We start from the raw sequence: 15,404 nt of genomic DNA on the forward strand, positions 1-15,404 counted from the left end.
AATGTCGGGCAAAAAAAATGAGAAAATTTTGTTTTGGGAAATAAAAAACTCAGATTTTTTTTTATTCTGAAAAATGTTTTATAAAAACAAAAAATTTAATTAAATTAATAGGATAAATAATTTTTTTATCCTTTTTTTATCTCATCATTAATGAAAATAGATTGACAAAAGGAGGTGGCTTCTGTTCTCATTTTGATATCGAAATTAACAGAGCAAGTGTAAGGAAAATTAAATTCCAGGCTCTCTTCTTCAAAGATAATTACGTGAAATATCAACTGTGATGGTGGTGTGAACCATGCTCTTTTGCAGGGCTTGTTCTGATGTCATGCCTGCACAGGTCACTATGTTATCAGCCCAGGAGATGACAGTCCTTACTTTGCTCTGATCTTATGTGACATGGAGACCAGGGATGAGCCGATTGCGGCAGGCGAATGCCATTACGTTATTTATGCTGGCTTATCTGTTGTCTTATATAGACAGGCAGATTCTTTCTTTGCTGATTGGTCCGATACAGGCGGATTTGCATCTGGGTGATACGCAGTTTGCCTGCCTTAATGGCCTGGCATTTTCTCTTCTGTATGCTGTCCTTGGTTTTCCGCTGGCCAGTCTGAGTGACCGCAAGCCTCGCCCGCCTATTATTGTGGCAGGCGTCATTCTGTGGAGCCTTGCAACAATGGCCTGTGGTCTTTGTAACGGTTTCTGGTCGCTTTTTACGTGTCGCGTGCTTGTCGGGCTGGGAGAGGCCGCTCTTGCCCCGGCTGTTTATTCCTATCTGGCTGATATTGTACCAAAAGAAAAACTGGCAGGTACACTCTCAGTTTTTTTTCTGGGGTCTTTTCTCGGTTCGGGCTGTGCATTTCTGTTTGGTGGCAGCCTGCTAAGTGTTGCGCAGCATTATAACATGACCTCTCTTCATGCCTGGCAGGTGTGCTTTCTGGTTGTTGGTTTGCCTGGTTTGCTTCTGGGGCTGATCATTGCGACAAGTGTGCGCGAGCCGGCTCAGCGTCGTGTTGCCGGGCCGCACGTACCTGCGGCACAGGCCATTGCTTTTTTCCGGCAGCATAAAATGTTTTTCAGCCTGCATATGCTGGGTTACACCCTGCTGGCTGTGACATTGTTTTCTCTGTTTAGCTGGATGCCAGCACAGATGATGCGTATCCACCATATGAGCCACACAGAGCTTGGCCTGGTACTGGGCAGTATTGTTATTATCTGCGGCAGTGCAGGGGTGTTTACCAGCGGGCGCTGTATTGACTATCTGACACACCGTGGTGTGGTCTGTGCATCGCAGATTGTTGCTGTTACAGGCGCGTTCCTTGCGTGTGTGCCTCTGGTTATCAGTGTTCTGACAACTGACCGTCATCTGGCGGTGCCATGTTTTGCACTGGCATTCTTTTTTGCTTCTTTCCCCATGCCACCATCAGCAACTGTGCTTCAGATTGTGGTGCCGGTGCCGATGCGGGCACGTTTCTCAGCCACTATGTTGTTTTGTAACGCGATAGGTGGGTTGTCAGGCGGGTCAATTCTGATCGGTATGCTTAATGACAGGGTGTTTCAGTCACCGCTTGCCATTGGTTTGTCTATGGCAATTGTTGCCGGCACAGCCAGTGTTCTGGGTGGTGTTCTGTTGCTGCTATGCATGCCGTCATATCGCAGGCTTTATGGTGCGCAGCAGCACCATCAGCATGTTTACGACGCAGTAAGCACGGGGGTGAGAGAACAGACAGCCTGAAGAGGGTCTGTTAAAAATTAAAGAGTATATAGTGGCCTTTGTATTGCGGGTAATAATTTTACCTTAAATGCAGGGGCCATTTTTTTAATAAAGATTGTTATATAGTTTACGGCAGATTTTGAGGAGAGTTTGTATCTCATCATCATCGCAGTCATGAAAAGCGCGTTCGAAAATGAGCGAGGCAACAGAGCGCACTCCCTCAAAGGCTTCACGTCCTTTACTGGTCAGGCGTACTTCCGTCACGCGGCCATCCTGCTCTGAGACAGATGTGCTCGTCAGGCCTTCATTTTCCATACGGTAGATCAGCTTGGTCGTTGTTGAGATGCGAAACACTGCCAGCTCGGCAATGCGGCTCATCGGGGCACATTCTTCTTCATGCAGAATGGCAAGCACACGCCAGCGCGACATATCCATCCCCACACGCTTGAGGTGTGTATCCATGCGGAGCTGATACAGCCCCACCAGTCGGGCCAGGTGAAAAAAAGGTGAGGAGTCAGCAGAAAACAGAGGGTCCTGGGGGTCAGCAGAGCGCCATGTCTTGCTGGTCTTTTTTCTGATCACTGCACGTCTCACTTTCCTGAATATTGCCTTCTCCCTAGCGTTTTTACCGGGGTGTGTGAAGTTATCTTATAGAAGTTTGCTGCGTGCAGCAGTCAGCCAGGGTGTTAAGGAGGGGTGCTGCGCAGCCTCCTTAACACTTAATGATGGTGATTATGGCTGATATTACTGAGGTTTCTGAGAGAGTGAACGGCGAATTAAAAACTGCCGGATGTCGTCGATATCCTGTGGGGTTAAGACTTTTGAAAAGCCCACCATGCCATAGTTTTCAAGTGCGCCACGGCCCACAACGGCATAAAAACCCTCTTTGCTGTCCAGCGTGCCTGATGAGCGCAGGTCAGGCAGTACGCCGCCGGCAACAGCATTGTCGCCGTGACAGGCCATGCAGAAATGCTGGTAAAGGTCATACCCTCTGGTTGCATGTGCAGGGTCAAATGTTGCCGTTGTGCGAATGGGTATCTGGCCGGTATGTGTCTCCTGGGGCAGAATTTCTTTTCCGTCCAGAGCAAACACCAGCAGGCGGGAGTGGTTAACGCTTTTATTGGCATAGCGCGCCATGGCACCACCCATCAGGGGGAATACACCACCCCAGCCCACTTCAACGGCAATATACTGACGGCCATTCACAGCGTAAGAGACCGGTGGCGCTACAATGCCGCTATGAGCATCAAAGTGGTAGAGAGGTTTACCGGTGCGGGCGTCATATGCCTCAAACCCGCCCGTAGCCAGCCCCTGAAACACCAGGTTACCTGCTGTTGCCAGTACACCACCGTTCCATGGTGTTGCATGTGGCACAGTAAAGGCAACTTTGCGGGCAACGGGGTCCCATGCCTCAAGCCAGCCTTTCAGGCCACTGTCAACGGCATCGATAATCTTCTGGTCATCTGGCAGGCCAGCCATATCAATGCCGAGATTAACGCCCATTTTATGGAGCTTAAAGTTCTTCTCGGTGTGGAATGGTTCTGGCAGCTGCTGTGCTGGTATATAAACATAGCCGGTGTCAGGGCTATAAGCCATAGGAGCCCAGTTATGTCCTCCCAGCGAGCCGGGAATACCCATCCATGTTTTGCCTGTGAGTGACCATAAAGCATCAGGCACAAAGTTAGGCCGGCCTGTTTTCGGGTCTACACCCTTCGCCCAGTTGAGGAATGTATAAGGTGTAGCAGAAATAAATTCACCTGTGGCGGCGTCAAGCAGATAAAAAAAGCCGTTTTTAGGCGCCTGTGCCAGCACGTGGCGTTTCTGTCCGTTAATGGTCAGGTCAAGAATCATCATGGGCTGTGAGGCTGTAAAGTCCCACTGGTCCATTGGTGTTTCCTGAAAATGCCATACATACTCACCAGTTTCTGGCCGAACGGCAACAATGCTTCCAAGGAAGAGGTTATCGCCTGTGCCGTTTGAACGTATGCTGTAGTTCCAGGGTGAGCCATTGCCAACGCCCAGATAAACGAGGTCGGTCTCAGGGTCATAGACGATAGAATCCCATACGGTGCCACCACCGCCAGATTGCGTCCAGGCCCCGGTCGGGCTCCATGTTTTGTAAACTTTGTTGTGCAGCACGCTGTCTGATGCTGCACCATCTGGTTTGTTGCCAGGGGCCGGAACAGTGTAAAAACGCCATTTCAGCGCACCGGTTTTCGCATCAAAGCCAGAGACAAAGCCTCGCGCACCAAATTCTGAGCCGCCGTTGCCGATAATCACAACGCCTTTGGCTACGCGGGGTGCACCATCAATGGTGTAGGAGCGAATGCCACCCAGCGTGGCTTCTTCAGGTATGGTGTTGACGCTCCACAGCAGGGTGCCGGTTTTTGCATCCAGTGCCTGAAGGCGGCCGTCGTAAGTGCCAACAAAAACACGACCGTCAGAGTAAGCTGCTCCGCGGTTGACCGTATCACAGCACCCGCGCACGGCAATATTGCCAGGTACACGCGGGTCATAGCGCCATAAAACTTCACCGGTATCAGCTTTAACAGCCTCTACCTTGCTCCAGTTAGTGGTGACATACATCACCCCGTCAATAACCAGGGGGGTGCCTTCCTGGCCCCGCAGGGTGTCAAAGTCCTGATACCAGGCCAGGCCAAGGCGGGAAATTGTTTCGGTATTAATCTGCTTCAGCGGGCTGAAACGTTGCTCAGTCGTTGTGCGGCCATGCATAGGCCAGTTTGCAGCAGCAGGCTCCGGAGTTTGTGCAGCCGCGGGGGCAGCTGCACTCAGAGCGATGGCGGCACCAAGCCCTGAAAGGCGGCGCCGGGCAGAAAAGGAGAGGGGGCGACGCATAGCGGAATAAACCTTTTCTGTTAGTGGCGGATGCAGATCGCCTTTGTTTCTGTAAAAGCATCGAGCCAGCCGGTGCCAAAATCTTTGCCAAGGCCAGAGTTTTTAACGCCGCCAAAAGGCATGTTGGGGTCGATCATAACGTGGCTGTTAACCCATACGGTGCCGGCCTGCATGCGAGGCGGCAGCTCCATTGCCTGTGCCAGGCTGCGGGTCCAGACACTGGCTGCAAGCCCAAACTCGCAGTCATTGGCTAAAGCCAGGCCTTCTTCAGCGCTTTCTACGCGTGTAAGGGTCATGACAGGTCCGAACACTTCTTCTCGTGCAAGTCTGAGTGATGGGTCCGGATTGAGGATCAGGGCCGGGCGTACATAAAAACCGCCATTTTGTGGTGGCTCCTGTCCCCATGCAATGTCAGCGCCTGCATTAACGGCATCCTGAATATAGCTGAGAACTTTTTGCTGGTGAGCCAGAGAAGCAACCGGATTAATCTGTGTTGTTTCATCCATGCCGGGGCCGGGTTTCATGCTGGCTAAAGCATTTTTCAGGCCTTCGGCAATGGTATCAAACAAAGGGCCTTCAATATATACGCGTGAGCAGGCGGCACAGACCTGCCCCTGGTTTATATAGCCTGCCATAGCAAGGCCTGAAATGACCTGCTCAGGGTCGGCATCAGCCAGCACCAGAGCCGGGTTTTTCCCTCCCAGTTCGAGAGAGAGGCGGGTCAGGCGATCCGCGCTGACAGCAGCAATATGTTTGCCGACAGGAGTTGAGCCGGTAAAGCTGATTTTTGCAATTTGCGGATGACGGATAAGCGCATCACCGGTTGTTGTGCCTGCACCGGTGACAACATTAAAAACTCCGTCTGGCACGCCGGCTTCAGTTGCCAGATGCGCCAGATAAAGGAGCGTCAGCGGAGTAGTGTCAGCAGGTTTGGCGACAACGCAGCAGCCGGCAGCCAGTGCCGGCAGGACTTTCCACACAGCGATTAACAGAGGGAAGTTCCATGGCACAATACCCGCGACAACGCCCACGGGCTCCTTACGGGTCATGGCTGTATAACGTGCCCCGGGTGGGAGAGGTATGGAAACATCCAGTGTCTGACCGGTGATTTTAGTAGAAAGTCCGGCAACATAACGTATCCAGTTACACGCACCACCGGCTTCGAGAATGCGTGACAGAACGACAGACTGCCCTTGCTCAAGAGTTTCCAGCTGCGCCAGAATTTCTGCGTCGCGTTCGACCAGAGTTGCGAGTTTAAGGAGGGTGGCTTCACGTGCGCAGGGGGGCAGGTTGCGCCACACACCTGATGTGAATGCCTTGTGCGCTGAAGTAACAGCACGATTAACATCTTCTGCTGAAGCATTGGGAACGGAGCTGATTTGCTGGCCTGTAGCCGGGTTGAATACAGCAAGCGTGTCAGTGCTTTGCGCCGGTGTATAGCGGCCATCAATATAGAGCTGGTGTGTCTGCTCTATAAAAGTCTGGACGGCAGGCAAAATAGAAATTTCAGGCATGGCACGACCTTTATGATGATGGGGGTGGTCCGGTCGGGGGATGTATTATATCGAAACAGCAATGACATTAAGGGTGATAATTTTCATTTTCAAGAGAATGTTCATGTATAAAATTTTGTTTTTTACAGAAGGTGCAGGAAACTGCGCCGCAGAGTTTATTTTAATGTGGCCGAAAGAACTTAAACTATTTTTTACAATTAAAAATAAAGGGTTTTTCTGAGTTTGATTCGTAAAAATGGTGATTAATCCGGCACTTTAAACGAAAAGATGTTCGCTAAAATCGATTCGATATCGATAGAAAAATTACTTGAAATGGATAGCAATATAACGTAGACAAAAATCAGAGGACACGGAGCAGTCTGTTCCGCAAGTCCATGGTGAACTGAGGGGCAGAACACCTGTTCCCGTGACTGATCGAGAATATACAGATGCTTAATAATTCTCCCCGGGCGGCAGAGGTATTTCTGGAAGGCGGTGTCCTTGAAGAGACGCTGGCGATCATCCGGAAAAATGCCCTCGATTATCGCGCCATGCGCCGTATTCCTCAGGATATTGTAAACAGATTTCGCACTATTGGTGTGTATCGTGCTCTGGTTTTAAAACAGTTTGGTGGCCTCGAGCTTGGTCCGGCTGATTTTCTTGGCCTCGTAGAGACAATAGCTGAAGCCGATGCCTCATGCGGCTGGGTGGCAAGCTTTGGTGTGTCAGCAACGTATCTTGCAGCTTTACCGCTTGAAACCCTGCATAAATTTTATGCCGACGGGCCGGATGTCGTGTTTGCCGGCGCTATCTTCCCGCCGCAAAAAGTGCAGGCTGGTGACGGTGGTTTTGTGGTGAGTGGTCGCTGGCCTTATGCCAGCGGGTGCACCGGAGCATCGATGATTGGTGTCGGTATCGCCGTAGAAGGTGAAAGCAGCGGGTTGCCCCGCACGGCTGTTATGCCAGCTTCTGCAGTAACGATTGATGAAACCTGGAACACAATTGGTCTGAGCGCAACAGGCAGCCATGATGTGGTCGTGGATAAAGTCTTTGTATCAGAAGAATGGACATTTACCCGCGGTGGTAAGCCCACTCTTGAAAGCCCGCTTTATGCTTACCCCTCTCTTGCTCTTGCAGCTCAGGTGCTGAGTGTGGTCGGGCTGGGTTGTGCCCGGCGTGCTCTTAACGAAGTTCTTATTATGGGAGAGCGTCGCTCTATCACCGGTGCGCCGGCTCTGGGTGACCGCCCTTATGTGCAGTTGCTGGTGGGTGAGGCTGAGGCAGAGCTGTCTGCCGCCCGTGCGCTTTTTTATGAGACAACCCATAACGTCTGGGCGCGCCTGAGTGCAGGAGAGAGTGCCACCGAAGCAGATGCAAATGCTGTGCGTCTGGCTGCAACTCATGCTGCTCAGGCTTCTTTCAGCGTGGCCCGTAAATGTTTCACAATCGGTGGGATTGCCGCTGTTCAGGCTGACCATATTCTGGGTCGCTGCCTGCAGGACTGCGCAGTCGTTGCACAGCATGCCTTTATGGCTTCCGGCAATTATGAAGCAGCCGGAAAAGTAGAACTTGGACGCGGGGGACGGCCCGGTTACCCCTGAGGCTTCCAGGGCCAGACACGTCGCAATATGCCTGACTATACAGAGTAAGGATGAAAAATATGACCATTCTTCCAGATCCCGCATCCCTGGTAAATGAAGACCGTGCGGATGGTTCAATTTATAATAATGCCGCTCTCTATGATATGGAGATGGACAGTATTTTTAAGCGTAACTGGATATGGGTTGCGCATCGCAGTGACCTGCCTGAACCAGGAAGCTTTATAACCACCTTCATCGGTCAGCATCCTGTTATTGTCTCACGCGACCGTAAGGGTGAGCTGCATGTGCTGCTGAACCGCTGCCGCCATCGCGGAGCAACGGTGTGTGAGCATAAAAGTGGCAAAACAGCCAGCTTTGTCTGCCCTTATCATGGCTGGGCTTATGGGCAGGATGGTGCTTTGCGTGCTGTGCCCCAGCCCAAAGGCTATGGTGAGAGCCTGGATAAGAGCAAACTGCCGCTCGTGTCTTTAAAGGTTGCAGAATATAACGGTATGATTTTTGCGACGTTTAACCAGGATATTATGCCGCTTGACGAATGGCTTGGCCCGGCAAAAATCTGGATCGACCTGTTTATGAAGCAGGGTGCAGGCTGGCCGGTTAAAACCATGGGTGAGCATAAATTTACTTTCCCTGGCAACTGGAAAATTCAGCTCGAAAACACGACCGATGCTTATCATTTCCCGATTGTTCATAAATCATTCCTTGATTCCGTTGATAACGAAACACAGAATATCTTCGACTTTGTTGAAGGCGATGGTTTTGTTGAAGATCTGGGTAATGGTCACTCTGTGATGGTCATGATCCCTGAGCTGATTGACCTTGAAGAAAATCTTGATGCGCCTGTTCCGGAGCGTTTTCAGGAGCTGGCAGATGCTCTTTCTAAAGACTATCCGCCTGAGAAAGTAAGGCAGATCGTAAGAGCCGTTGGTGGTTCAGGCTTTAACCTTAACCTCTATCCTAATGTCGCCTGCTCAATGGCTTTCTTCCGTGTGCTGCGTCCGCTTGCTGTTGATCAGACAGAAATACGTCATATCGCGATTGGTATGGATGGCGGGCCTGATATTGCTAACGAAGTGCGTCTGCGCCTGCATGAGCATTTCCAGGGGCCGATGGGTTTTGGTACGCCTGATGATTCTGAAGCCTGGGACCGTGTGCAGCGTGGTGCTCTGGCCGGTTATAACATCGACATTCTGCTTAACCGTGGTCTTGACCATGAAGCAAAGCGTGAAAGCGGTAACCTGTTCAGTGATGTCACTGCTGAAACCGGCATGCGCGCTGCCTACAAGCAGTGGCTGGTTGACCTGACCTGTGAAACTGCTGCTGAGGAGGCTGCACAATGAGCATTACTCTCAACGATGCAATTGAGTTCATTACTCTTGAGGCCGACCTGCTTGACTATGGTCAGTTTAAAGAGTGGCTGTCTCTCTACACGCCTGAAGGTCTCTATATTGTTCCGATTGATCCGGATGCAACGGATTATGAAAAAACACTGAATTATGCATATGATAATGCAGAAATGCGTCAGAACCGTGTGACGCGTCTGCTGGGTGGCCGTGCTATTTCAGCCATGCCACCGGCACGCACGGTGCGCATGCACGGGCGTTATCGCATGCTTGAGGCTGATGAGACAAAATGTGTTGTGCGCTGCGCACAGATGCTCACAGAGCTGCGTCAGGGGCGTGAGCGCTATTACTCAGCTAATGTGACCTTCCATCTGGTAAAAACTGATGCTGGTCTCAAAATTGATCGTAAAATCGTCAGCCTCCTGACATCGACTGAAGCTCTGACCGCTGTGAGCTACATCCTTTGATGCCCGTCGCTCTTATCACCGGTGGTGGTAAGGGGCTGGGTGCCTGCATTGCGCGGCACCTGGTCTCTGAAGGGTATAAGGTTGTTATTGCTGATATTGATGGAGCTCAGGCCCAGGAAACAGCTGGTGAGATTGGCGATCAGGCGATAGCCATTACGCTTGATGTCTCATCTGAATCTGCGGTTGAAGAAGCTCTCGATGTCGTTGAGCAGCGTTGTGGCCTGCCCTGGCTGCTGGTCAATAATGCAGCCATTATGAAAGCAGAAAAACTGCTCGAAATTAGCATGGGCAGCTTTGACAGCATTGTTTCGGTTAATCTTCGCGGCACATTTCTGGTCAGTCAGCGTTTTGCACGACGTCTGCGTGCTGCTGATAAAAGCGGCCGCATTGTCAATATCGGCTCTCTTGCCGGGCAGAACGGTGGCACAGCAACAGGGGCACATTATGCCGCATCAAAGGGAGCGGTGCATACACTGACAAAAGTGTTTGCCCGTGACCTGGCACCACACGGTATTACCGTTAATGCTATAGCCCCTGGCCCGCTTGACCTGCCGTCAGTTGCTGAAACAATCGGGGCAGAAAACGCAAAGCGAGCCTTTGCCAGCCTGCCCACAGGTGAACCCGGACGGCCGGAAACCGTGGCGCGAATGGTGGCTGAAATGGCCCGTCCTGATGCCGGGGCAATGACCGGCTCTATTATCGACATTAACAGCGGACTTTATATGCGATGACAGACAGACAGGTTCCGCAGTCTTTTGCGGTTAAAGTGAACAGTGTTGAACAGCTTGGTGACGTACTGTCGTTTTCCGTAAGTATGCCCGATGCTTCGCCCATGCCGGAGTGGGAGGCAGGAGCACATGTGGACCTGTTTCTCGGCGATGATATTGTGCGTCAGTACTCTCTGTGCGGTAATCCGGCAGACCGTTCGTGTTATCGTCTGGCAGTTTTGCTCGAACCTGCCTCACGGGGCGGGTCACGTGCGGTGCACGCTACTGTAAAGCCTGGTGCGACGCTGACGATTGGTGCACCACGTAATCTTTTCCCGCTGGCAAAAGATGGCACACATGCTGTGCTGGTGGGTGGCGGTATTGGTATTACGCCTCTCATTGCGATGGCTTACGAGCTTTATGACCGAGGCACATCATTTGCACTGCATTATGCAGCACGCAGCCCGGTTTTTGCACCTTTTCTGGCTTCGTTACCGTTTGCTGATTCAGTTGTTGTTCATGACTGCAGCCAGCCTGAGAATGCGTTATTCTCTCCGGGTGAGGCACTCGGTGGTGTCGCTGATAAAACCCGGACGCATGTTTACACCTGTGGTCCGGCTGGTCTGATGGATGCCGTTTTTACAGCAGGCGAAACACTGGGTTATGCCGGATCGAACCTGCACCGTGAGGCCTTTTCTGCTGAGCCTGTTACGGGTGGTGAAAGCTTTGAGGTTCTTGCCGCTAAGTCAGGCGTGAGGGTTGAGGTTAAACCTGATGAAACCATCATTAACGCTCTGAAAAGAGTGGGCGTTAAAGTTAACGTCAGCTGTGAGCAGGGTATCTGTGGCAGTTGCGTCGTCAGCGTGCTGGAAGGTGAGCCTGAGCACCGTGACGAATATCTGACAGATGATGAACGCAGTGATCAGATTGCGTTGTGCTGCTCACGTTCGCGCTCACCCCTTCTTGTGGTTGATGCCTGAAATATAAAATGCACATCTGTAGTTGTATCTTTGGGAAAGGAATACACTATCATGACTTCGGTTACATCTGACGCATTTCGTAGTGCTATGTCTCATTTTGCAACCGGTGTTGCCGTGATTACCGCGCGTGGCACTGAGGGCGAGTGTGGTGCCACTATCAGCGCGTTTAGTTCAGTTTCACTCGATCCGCTGACTTTGCTGATCTGCCTGCATCATAAAAGTGCGACCTGTCGTGCGATTGAAGAAACCGGGAAATTCGGCATCAGTATTCTGAGAAGCGATCAGAAAGACATGGCCATGCATTTTGCCGGCCGGTCAGAGGGTAAGTCCTTCGATCAGTATTGTGTCAGAGATGAGAACGGGCATTTCTTTGTCAAAGACGCTCTGGTGCAGATAAGCGTAAGTGTCGTTGAAACCCTGCGTGGTGGCACGCATGAAATCTTTCTGGCGCGGCCTGAAAGCATAGAATTTCATCAGGATCAGAGCAGCCAGCCTCTCGTTTACTTCCGGGGTGCTTTCGACCTCGCTGCATAAGCCTTCACTCCTTTATTACCCATCAGGAAGACACAGATTATGACACAGCCACAGGTGACATCGCAGGATCATGCTGCGGCTCTTATCAGGCGTCTTGAAGCATGCGAGCCTGATGTGAAAGCTTTTACGACTTATGATCCGGTGCGTATTCGCTCTGATGCAGCAACAGCAAAAACCGGTCCGCTGACAGGGGTCAGCGTCGGAGTAAAAGATATCATTGATATGGCTGGTTATGTGACTGGTCATGGCTCTGCTATTTATGAAGGGAATTATGCGCGGGCAGATGCAGCCTGTGTCACACAGCTGCGTAATGCCGGGGCACTTTGTGCCGGTAAAACAGTAACAACAGAGTTCGCGTTTTTCCGCCCTGGTGCCACAGTTAATCCTTATGGTCCGGCACATACGCCTGGCGGCTCTTCAACAGGTTCAGCCGCTGCGGTCGCTGCTGGTATTGTTGACATTGGTCTGGCCTCGCAGACAGCGGCTTCCCTGACACGTCCCGCCTCATATTGTGGTATTGTCGGCTTTAAACCAAGCTATGGTCGTTATGCCGCTGCAGGTGTCAAAAGTCTGGCACCATCATTTGACACGCTAGGCACTGTGACGCGGGATGTTGCAACGGCTGCTCTTGCAGATGCGGTGTTAAAAGGGCCGGTTGCTGCACCTGTTACACTTGCTGCGACGAAGCCTGAGCGTGTGCTGCTGTGCCGCACACCGCACTGGGATGAAGCTGATGAGAGTACGCATAATGCGGTAGAAAAAGCAGCCGCTCTTATGGGGGCTCATGTCCCTGTGACTGAGCTGGATATGCGAGTATTTTCTGATGCTGCGGCTTTGCACATTACGATTATGAGTTATGAGGCCTCACAGGCTCTTGCCTGGGAATATACACATAAGCGCGACATGCTCAGCCAGCAGATTACAGGCCTGCTCGAAGCCGGACAAAAGATTTCCTACGCAACATACCGTGCCGCACTGGAGAAAGCGCAGGCTCTTCGCGAGGCTATAGCAGCTTTTGCAACACCCGGCACTGTCATGCTGGCTCCCGCTGCACCGGGGGAGGCACCTTTGCTGACTGAAGGCACAGGCAGCCCGATTTTCAGCAGGTTATGGACATTGCTGCGCCTGCCAACACTCACACTGCCTGGTCTGACGGGTAAAAATGGCCTGCCGGTGGGTGTACAGCTGCTCGCAGGCTTTGGTGCGGATGAAGAGCTGCTGAACTACTCCGCCTGGGCGGAAACAGTTCTGCCTTCGCTGCCTGCGCCTGTCCTTTGCTTCAATAAAGGGAATGTATAACGATGACGGTTAATGAGGCAGATTTTACAACACGTCTCAGCGCGCTTGAGCGACGTATTGAGGTGCTTGAAGCTGAAGCTGACATTCGTCGTATTCAGGCGCGCTATATGTTCCTGTGTGACACGCCATGCCCTGAATATGGGGTTACAGATGATGCCATGCGTATTGACCTGATTATGGATCTCTACACAGAGGATGCAATCTGGGAAGGTGTTGGTGAGTATTACGATAACCAGTTTGGCCGCGCTGTTGGTAAGGAAGCAATTCGTAACCACTTCAACGGGTTCTGGGGGCAGAAGCGCGATCCGGCTCTGTTGCTGAACGCGCATTATCTGACGTCTGAGCAGATTCATGTAAAGGGTGATGAAGCCGATGGGCAGTGGATTCATTGCCAGCCCTGGGTTTTTTCTGACGGGTCGTCACTGCTGCGCTCAAGCCGGCTGAACAACCTGTTTCGTAAAGTTGATGGTGTATGGAAAATTGCCCGTACCCGTACAGAAAACGTCTTTGTTGCCCCGCTTCAAAATGGCTGGGTTGAAAGTATGCCGACTTACTCTGTGCTGATGAAAGAGTAAGTCATTTTAAGATTACAAAGAAGAAGAGAGACCTATGGATCTGAAAGTTGCGGCACATAAAGAAATCGTTGATCTGCATGTTTTATTGCAGAGCTGGTTTCGCGGGGAGGGTGAGGCCAGCCCTCAGCTTATTCTGAACCACTTTACACCAGATTATGCTATGCTTGGAGCTGCAGGCCGGCCGGTTGCGCGCGAGACTTTCGCTGAAGTTTTGCCGAAGCTTTTTGGTTCACGCCCTGGTCTGGTAATGGAAATTGAGGATGTTGTTGTCAGAGCTTCATTTTCTGACGGGTATTTTGTAACCTATAAAGAAATTCAGACACAGAATGGTAAGCGCGATGAGCGTGGATCAGCTGTTATGTTCCGTAAAGGTACAGCAGAGCAGCCCTTGCTATGGCAGTATCTGCAGGAAACATTCTTCGCGATTTGAAGTTTTCTGTCATATGTAGTGTGTTACAAAAAGCGGGGCCTTCAGGTTCCGCTTTTTTTTATGTGTGCCCTGATTTACCTTGTTGATCACAACATATTACAATTATGAAAAATATTGTGATCGGCTTTGAATTTTTGGCTTATAGAGTTAATTATTTACAATCATTAATGCGTGGTAGCCATAAATATCGCACTCACACCCAGATAAATAAAAGATGAAAAGCATTATTTTATAAAACTATGAATTATTTTTTTTTGTTAATATAAACTATAATCTTACTTTCTATATAACAAGGCAGATTATTTATCTTATTTTAAACAGGTCGAAATAACATATTATATTTTTTATTGTGGTGCGCACTTTGTCGCAGTGAAGATGTAGATCAGGTGCATCATGATAAAATACTGGCCGGGGGTTGACCTGGTTTTTCTGCGCTTTAAAAGGCAGCACGGTTTTCTGGTTTTAAGAAGATATGTATATTCAAATTCCCAAAATAGTTAATGAGTGGCTGGTAGAGTTTTTTTCTATTACTCTCCTGATACTCGGAGTTCCCCTTGCCTGTGCCGGGGTATATTTTATCGTTTGTGGTGAATCATTTTACTGTTTTTTTATGGGCGTAGGTTTTACAGCGTCGGGTTATCTGGTTACCCGCCGTTTGCCTGAAGGTGTGTGGGTTTATCTGTTTACATGGGCTGCAGCCTGCTGCTGGGCCCTGTGGGGTGCCAGAGCTGATATATCTGAAGCGCTGCCCTGGCTTGTTGTGCCTGGTATATTTGTTGTTCCGGCTGTTATGCTCCTGCCGACTCTTTACCGCATCAGAAGAGAGAAAAACTTACGTAAATAGCATTTTTTAGATTTAAACTGCTCTTTTCGTGCTATTGAGGAATTACAATAGTATTTTCTGTGAGTGTATATGCGCGGGACAGTTCTTACATATGATTCTGTGAGTGGAGACGGCCTCATTAGTGGTAATAATGAGCAGCGTTACCATTTTGGGTCTGCTGACGTGCATTCTGATACCTCACTTCTCATTCCTGGCGCCGGGGTTGATTTTGAAGTGAAGGGAGAGGCCGCTACGTCTGTATTTGTCCTGCCCGTTCTTGTTAATTTTCCACAGAGAGAACCCTCATCTCAGGGGATGACCATTACTCAGGGCCGAAACCGTGTCGTAGCCAGTGCTCTTGCACTGCTGTTTGGTGTGCTGGGTATTCATAAATTTTATCTGGGCTACAAAAAAGCAGGCTTCATTATGCTGCTGGTCAGCATTGTAGGCGTTATTTTTCTCGGTCTTCCGGGCGTTGTGATCTACGCGGTCGCTTTTTTTGAAGCTATTATTTATATCTGTAAAACAGATGAGGAGTTTTACGACACCTATGTCGCGCAGGAGCGTGACTGGTTTTAACTCCCT

General features: G+C 50.5%; 15 protein-coding genes. 12 read left to right on the forward strand and 3 right to left on the reverse strand.

What is annotated here, in order from left to right; genetic code table 11:
- The first annotated feature begins 409 nt into the window (after positions 1 to 409).
- A complete protein-coding gene (locus HK11_RS06730; RefSeq protein ID WP_086554581.1) occupies positions 410 to 1,732 on the forward strand; it encodes an MFS transporter in 1,323 nt (440 codons plus the stop codon).
- 84 nt (positions 1,733 to 1,816) lie between these two features.
- Here HK11_RS06730 and HK11_RS06735 read toward each other — a convergent pair whose 3' ends face one another.
- The 3 genes from HK11_RS06735 to HK11_RS06745 form a co-directional block, all read right to left on the reverse strand.
- Positions 1,817 to 2,293 (reverse strand): MarR family winged helix-turn-helix transcriptional regulator, encoded by a 477-nt coding sequence (locus HK11_RS06735; protein WP_233127632.1) that lies wholly within the window; start codon positions 2,291 to 2,293, stop codon positions 1,817 to 1,819.
- A 162-nt stretch (positions 2,294 to 2,455) separates the two neighbouring features.
- A complete protein-coding gene (locus HK11_RS06740; RefSeq protein WP_086554583.1) occupies positions 2,456 to 4,567 on the reverse strand; it encodes a PQQ-dependent dehydrogenase, methanol/ethanol family in 2,112 nt (703 codons plus the stop codon).
- A 20-nt stretch (positions 4,568 to 4,587) separates the two neighbouring features.
- Positions 4,588 to 6,081, reverse strand: coding sequence for an aldehyde dehydrogenase family protein (locus HK11_RS06745; RefSeq protein ID WP_086554584.1), 1,494 nt, complete (start codon positions 6,079 to 6,081; stop codon positions 4,588 to 4,590).
- A 428-nt stretch (positions 6,082 to 6,509) separates the two neighbouring features.
- On the opposite strand from HK11_RS06745, the gene HK11_RS06750 reads away from it, so the two are divergent.
- The 11 genes from HK11_RS06750 to HK11_RS06800 all read left to right on the forward strand — a co-directional run bounded on the left by HK11_RS06750 (position 6,510) and on the right by HK11_RS06800 (position 15,398).
- Positions 6,510 to 7,661: an acyl-CoA dehydrogenase family protein gene (locus HK11_RS06750; protein WP_086554585.1), complete on the forward strand. Its 1,152-nt coding sequence runs from the start codon at positions 6,510 to 6,512 to the stop codon at positions 7,659 to 7,661.
- 59 nt (positions 7,662 to 7,720) lie between these two features.
- Positions 7,721 to 9,001 carry a Rieske 2Fe-2S domain-containing protein gene (locus HK11_RS06755; protein ID WP_086554641.1) on the forward strand — a complete coding sequence of 427 codons (1,281 nt, stop codon included), beginning with the start codon at positions 7,721 to 7,723 and terminating at the stop codon, positions 8,999 to 9,001.
- The gene (locus tag HK11_RS06760; RefSeq protein ID WP_086554586.1) at positions 8,998 to 9,471 is read left to right on the forward strand and encodes an aromatic-ring-hydroxylating dioxygenase subunit beta; all 474 of its coding nucleotides are present in this window, start codon (positions 8,998 to 9,000) and stop codon (positions 9,469 to 9,471) included. Before HK11_RS06755 ends, HK11_RS06760 begins: the two co-directional genes overlap by 4 nt.
- Positions 9,471 to 10,202 carry an SDR family NAD(P)-dependent oxidoreductase gene (locus HK11_RS06765; RefSeq protein WP_086554587.1) on the forward strand — a complete coding sequence of 244 codons (732 nt, stop codon included), beginning with the start codon at positions 9,471 to 9,473 and terminating at the stop codon, positions 10,200 to 10,202. Before HK11_RS06760 ends, HK11_RS06765 begins: the two co-directional genes overlap by 1 nt.
- Positions 10,199 to 11,158 (forward strand): PDR/VanB family oxidoreductase, encoded by a 960-nt coding sequence (locus tag HK11_RS06770; RefSeq protein ID WP_086554588.1) that lies wholly within the window; start codon positions 10,199 to 10,201, stop codon positions 11,156 to 11,158. Before HK11_RS06765 ends, HK11_RS06770 begins: the two co-directional genes overlap by 4 nt.
- A 51-nt stretch (positions 11,159 to 11,209) precedes the next feature.
- A complete protein-coding gene (locus HK11_RS06775) occupies positions 11,210 to 11,692 on the forward strand; it encodes a flavin reductase family protein (protein ID WP_086554589.1) in 483 nt (160 codons plus the stop codon).
- Between the two features lie 39 nt (positions 11,693 to 11,731).
- On the forward strand, positions 11,732 to 12,991 hold the full coding sequence (locus tag HK11_RS06780; RefSeq protein ID WP_086554590.1) for an amidase: 1,260 nt from the start codon (positions 11,732 to 11,734) through the stop codon (positions 12,989 to 12,991).
- A 2-nt stretch (positions 12,992 to 12,993) separates the two neighbouring features.
- Positions 12,994 to 13,566, forward strand: a complete 573-nt coding sequence (locus HK11_RS06785; RefSeq protein WP_086554591.1) for a nuclear transport factor 2 family protein — start codon at positions 12,994 to 12,996, stop codon at positions 13,564 to 13,566.
- Between the two features lie 34 nt (positions 13,567 to 13,600).
- Positions 13,601 to 13,996, forward strand: coding sequence for a hypothetical protein (locus HK11_RS06790; protein ID WP_086554592.1), 396 nt, complete (start codon positions 13,601 to 13,603; stop codon positions 13,994 to 13,996).
- 472 nt (positions 13,997 to 14,468) lie between these two features.
- On the forward strand, positions 14,469 to 14,840 hold the full coding sequence (locus HK11_RS06795) for a hypothetical protein (protein ID WP_086554593.1): 372 nt from the start codon (positions 14,469 to 14,471) through the stop codon (positions 14,838 to 14,840).
- Positions 14,841 to 14,909: 69 nt separating this feature from the next.
- A complete protein-coding gene (locus HK11_RS06800; protein ID WP_086554594.1) occupies positions 14,910 to 15,398 on the forward strand; it encodes a TM2 domain-containing protein in 489 nt (162 codons plus the stop codon).
- Positions 15,399 to 15,404: the final 6 nt, after the last annotated feature.

The sequence above is a fragment of the Acetobacter sp. DmW_043 genome, assembly GCF_002153485.1.
GTDB classification, from domain to species: Bacteria; Pseudomonadota; Alphaproteobacteria; order Acetobacterales; family Acetobacteraceae; genus Acetobacter; species Acetobacter thailandicus.

Coding starts and splice junctions, on each gene's coding strand:
- HK11_RS06770 (WP_086554588.1), top strand. CDS start 10,199: ATGACAGACAGACAGGTTCCGCAGTCTTTTGCGGTTAAAGTGAACAGT.
- HK11_RS06795 (WP_086554593.1), top strand. CDS start 14,469: ATGTATATTCAAATTCCCAAAATAGTTAATGAGTGGCTGGTAGAGTTT.
- HK11_RS06755 (WP_086554641.1), top strand. CDS start 7,721: ATGACCATTCTTCCAGATCCCGCATCCCTGGTAAATGAAGACCGTGCG.
- HK11_RS06780 (WP_086554590.1), top strand. CDS start 11,732: ATGACACAGCCACAGGTGACATCGCAGGATCATGCTGCGGCTCTTATC.
- HK11_RS06765 (WP_086554587.1), top strand. CDS start 9,471: ATGCCCGTCGCTCTTATCACCGGTGGTGGTAAGGGGCTGGGTGCCTGC.
- HK11_RS06740 (WP_086554583.1), bottom strand. CDS start 4,567: ATGCGTCGCCCCCTCTCCTTTTCTGCCCGGCGCCGCCTTTCAGGGCTT.
- HK11_RS06730 (WP_086554581.1), top strand. CDS start 410: ATGAGCCGATTGCGGCAGGCGAATGCCATTACGTTATTTATGCTGGCT.
- HK11_RS06785 (WP_086554591.1), top strand. CDS start 12,994: ATGACGGTTAATGAGGCAGATTTTACAACACGTCTCAGCGCGCTTGAG.
- HK11_RS06745 (WP_086554584.1), bottom strand. CDS start 6,081: ATGCCTGAAATTTCTATTTTGCCTGCCGTCCAGACTTTTATAGAGCAG.
- HK11_RS06790 (WP_086554592.1), top strand. CDS start 13,601: ATGGATCTGAAAGTTGCGGCACATAAAGAAATCGTTGATCTGCATGTT.
- HK11_RS06800 (WP_086554594.1), top strand. CDS start 14,910: ATGCGCGGGACAGTTCTTACATATGATTCTGTGAGTGGAGACGGCCTC.
- HK11_RS06760 (WP_086554586.1), top strand. CDS start 8,998: ATGAGCATTACTCTCAACGATGCAATTGAGTTCATTACTCTTGAGGCC.
- HK11_RS06775 (WP_086554589.1), top strand. CDS start 11,210: ATGACTTCGGTTACATCTGACGCATTTCGTAGTGCTATGTCTCATTTT.
- HK11_RS06750 (WP_086554585.1), top strand. CDS start 6,510: ATGCTTAATAATTCTCCCCGGGCGGCAGAGGTATTTCTGGAAGGCGGT.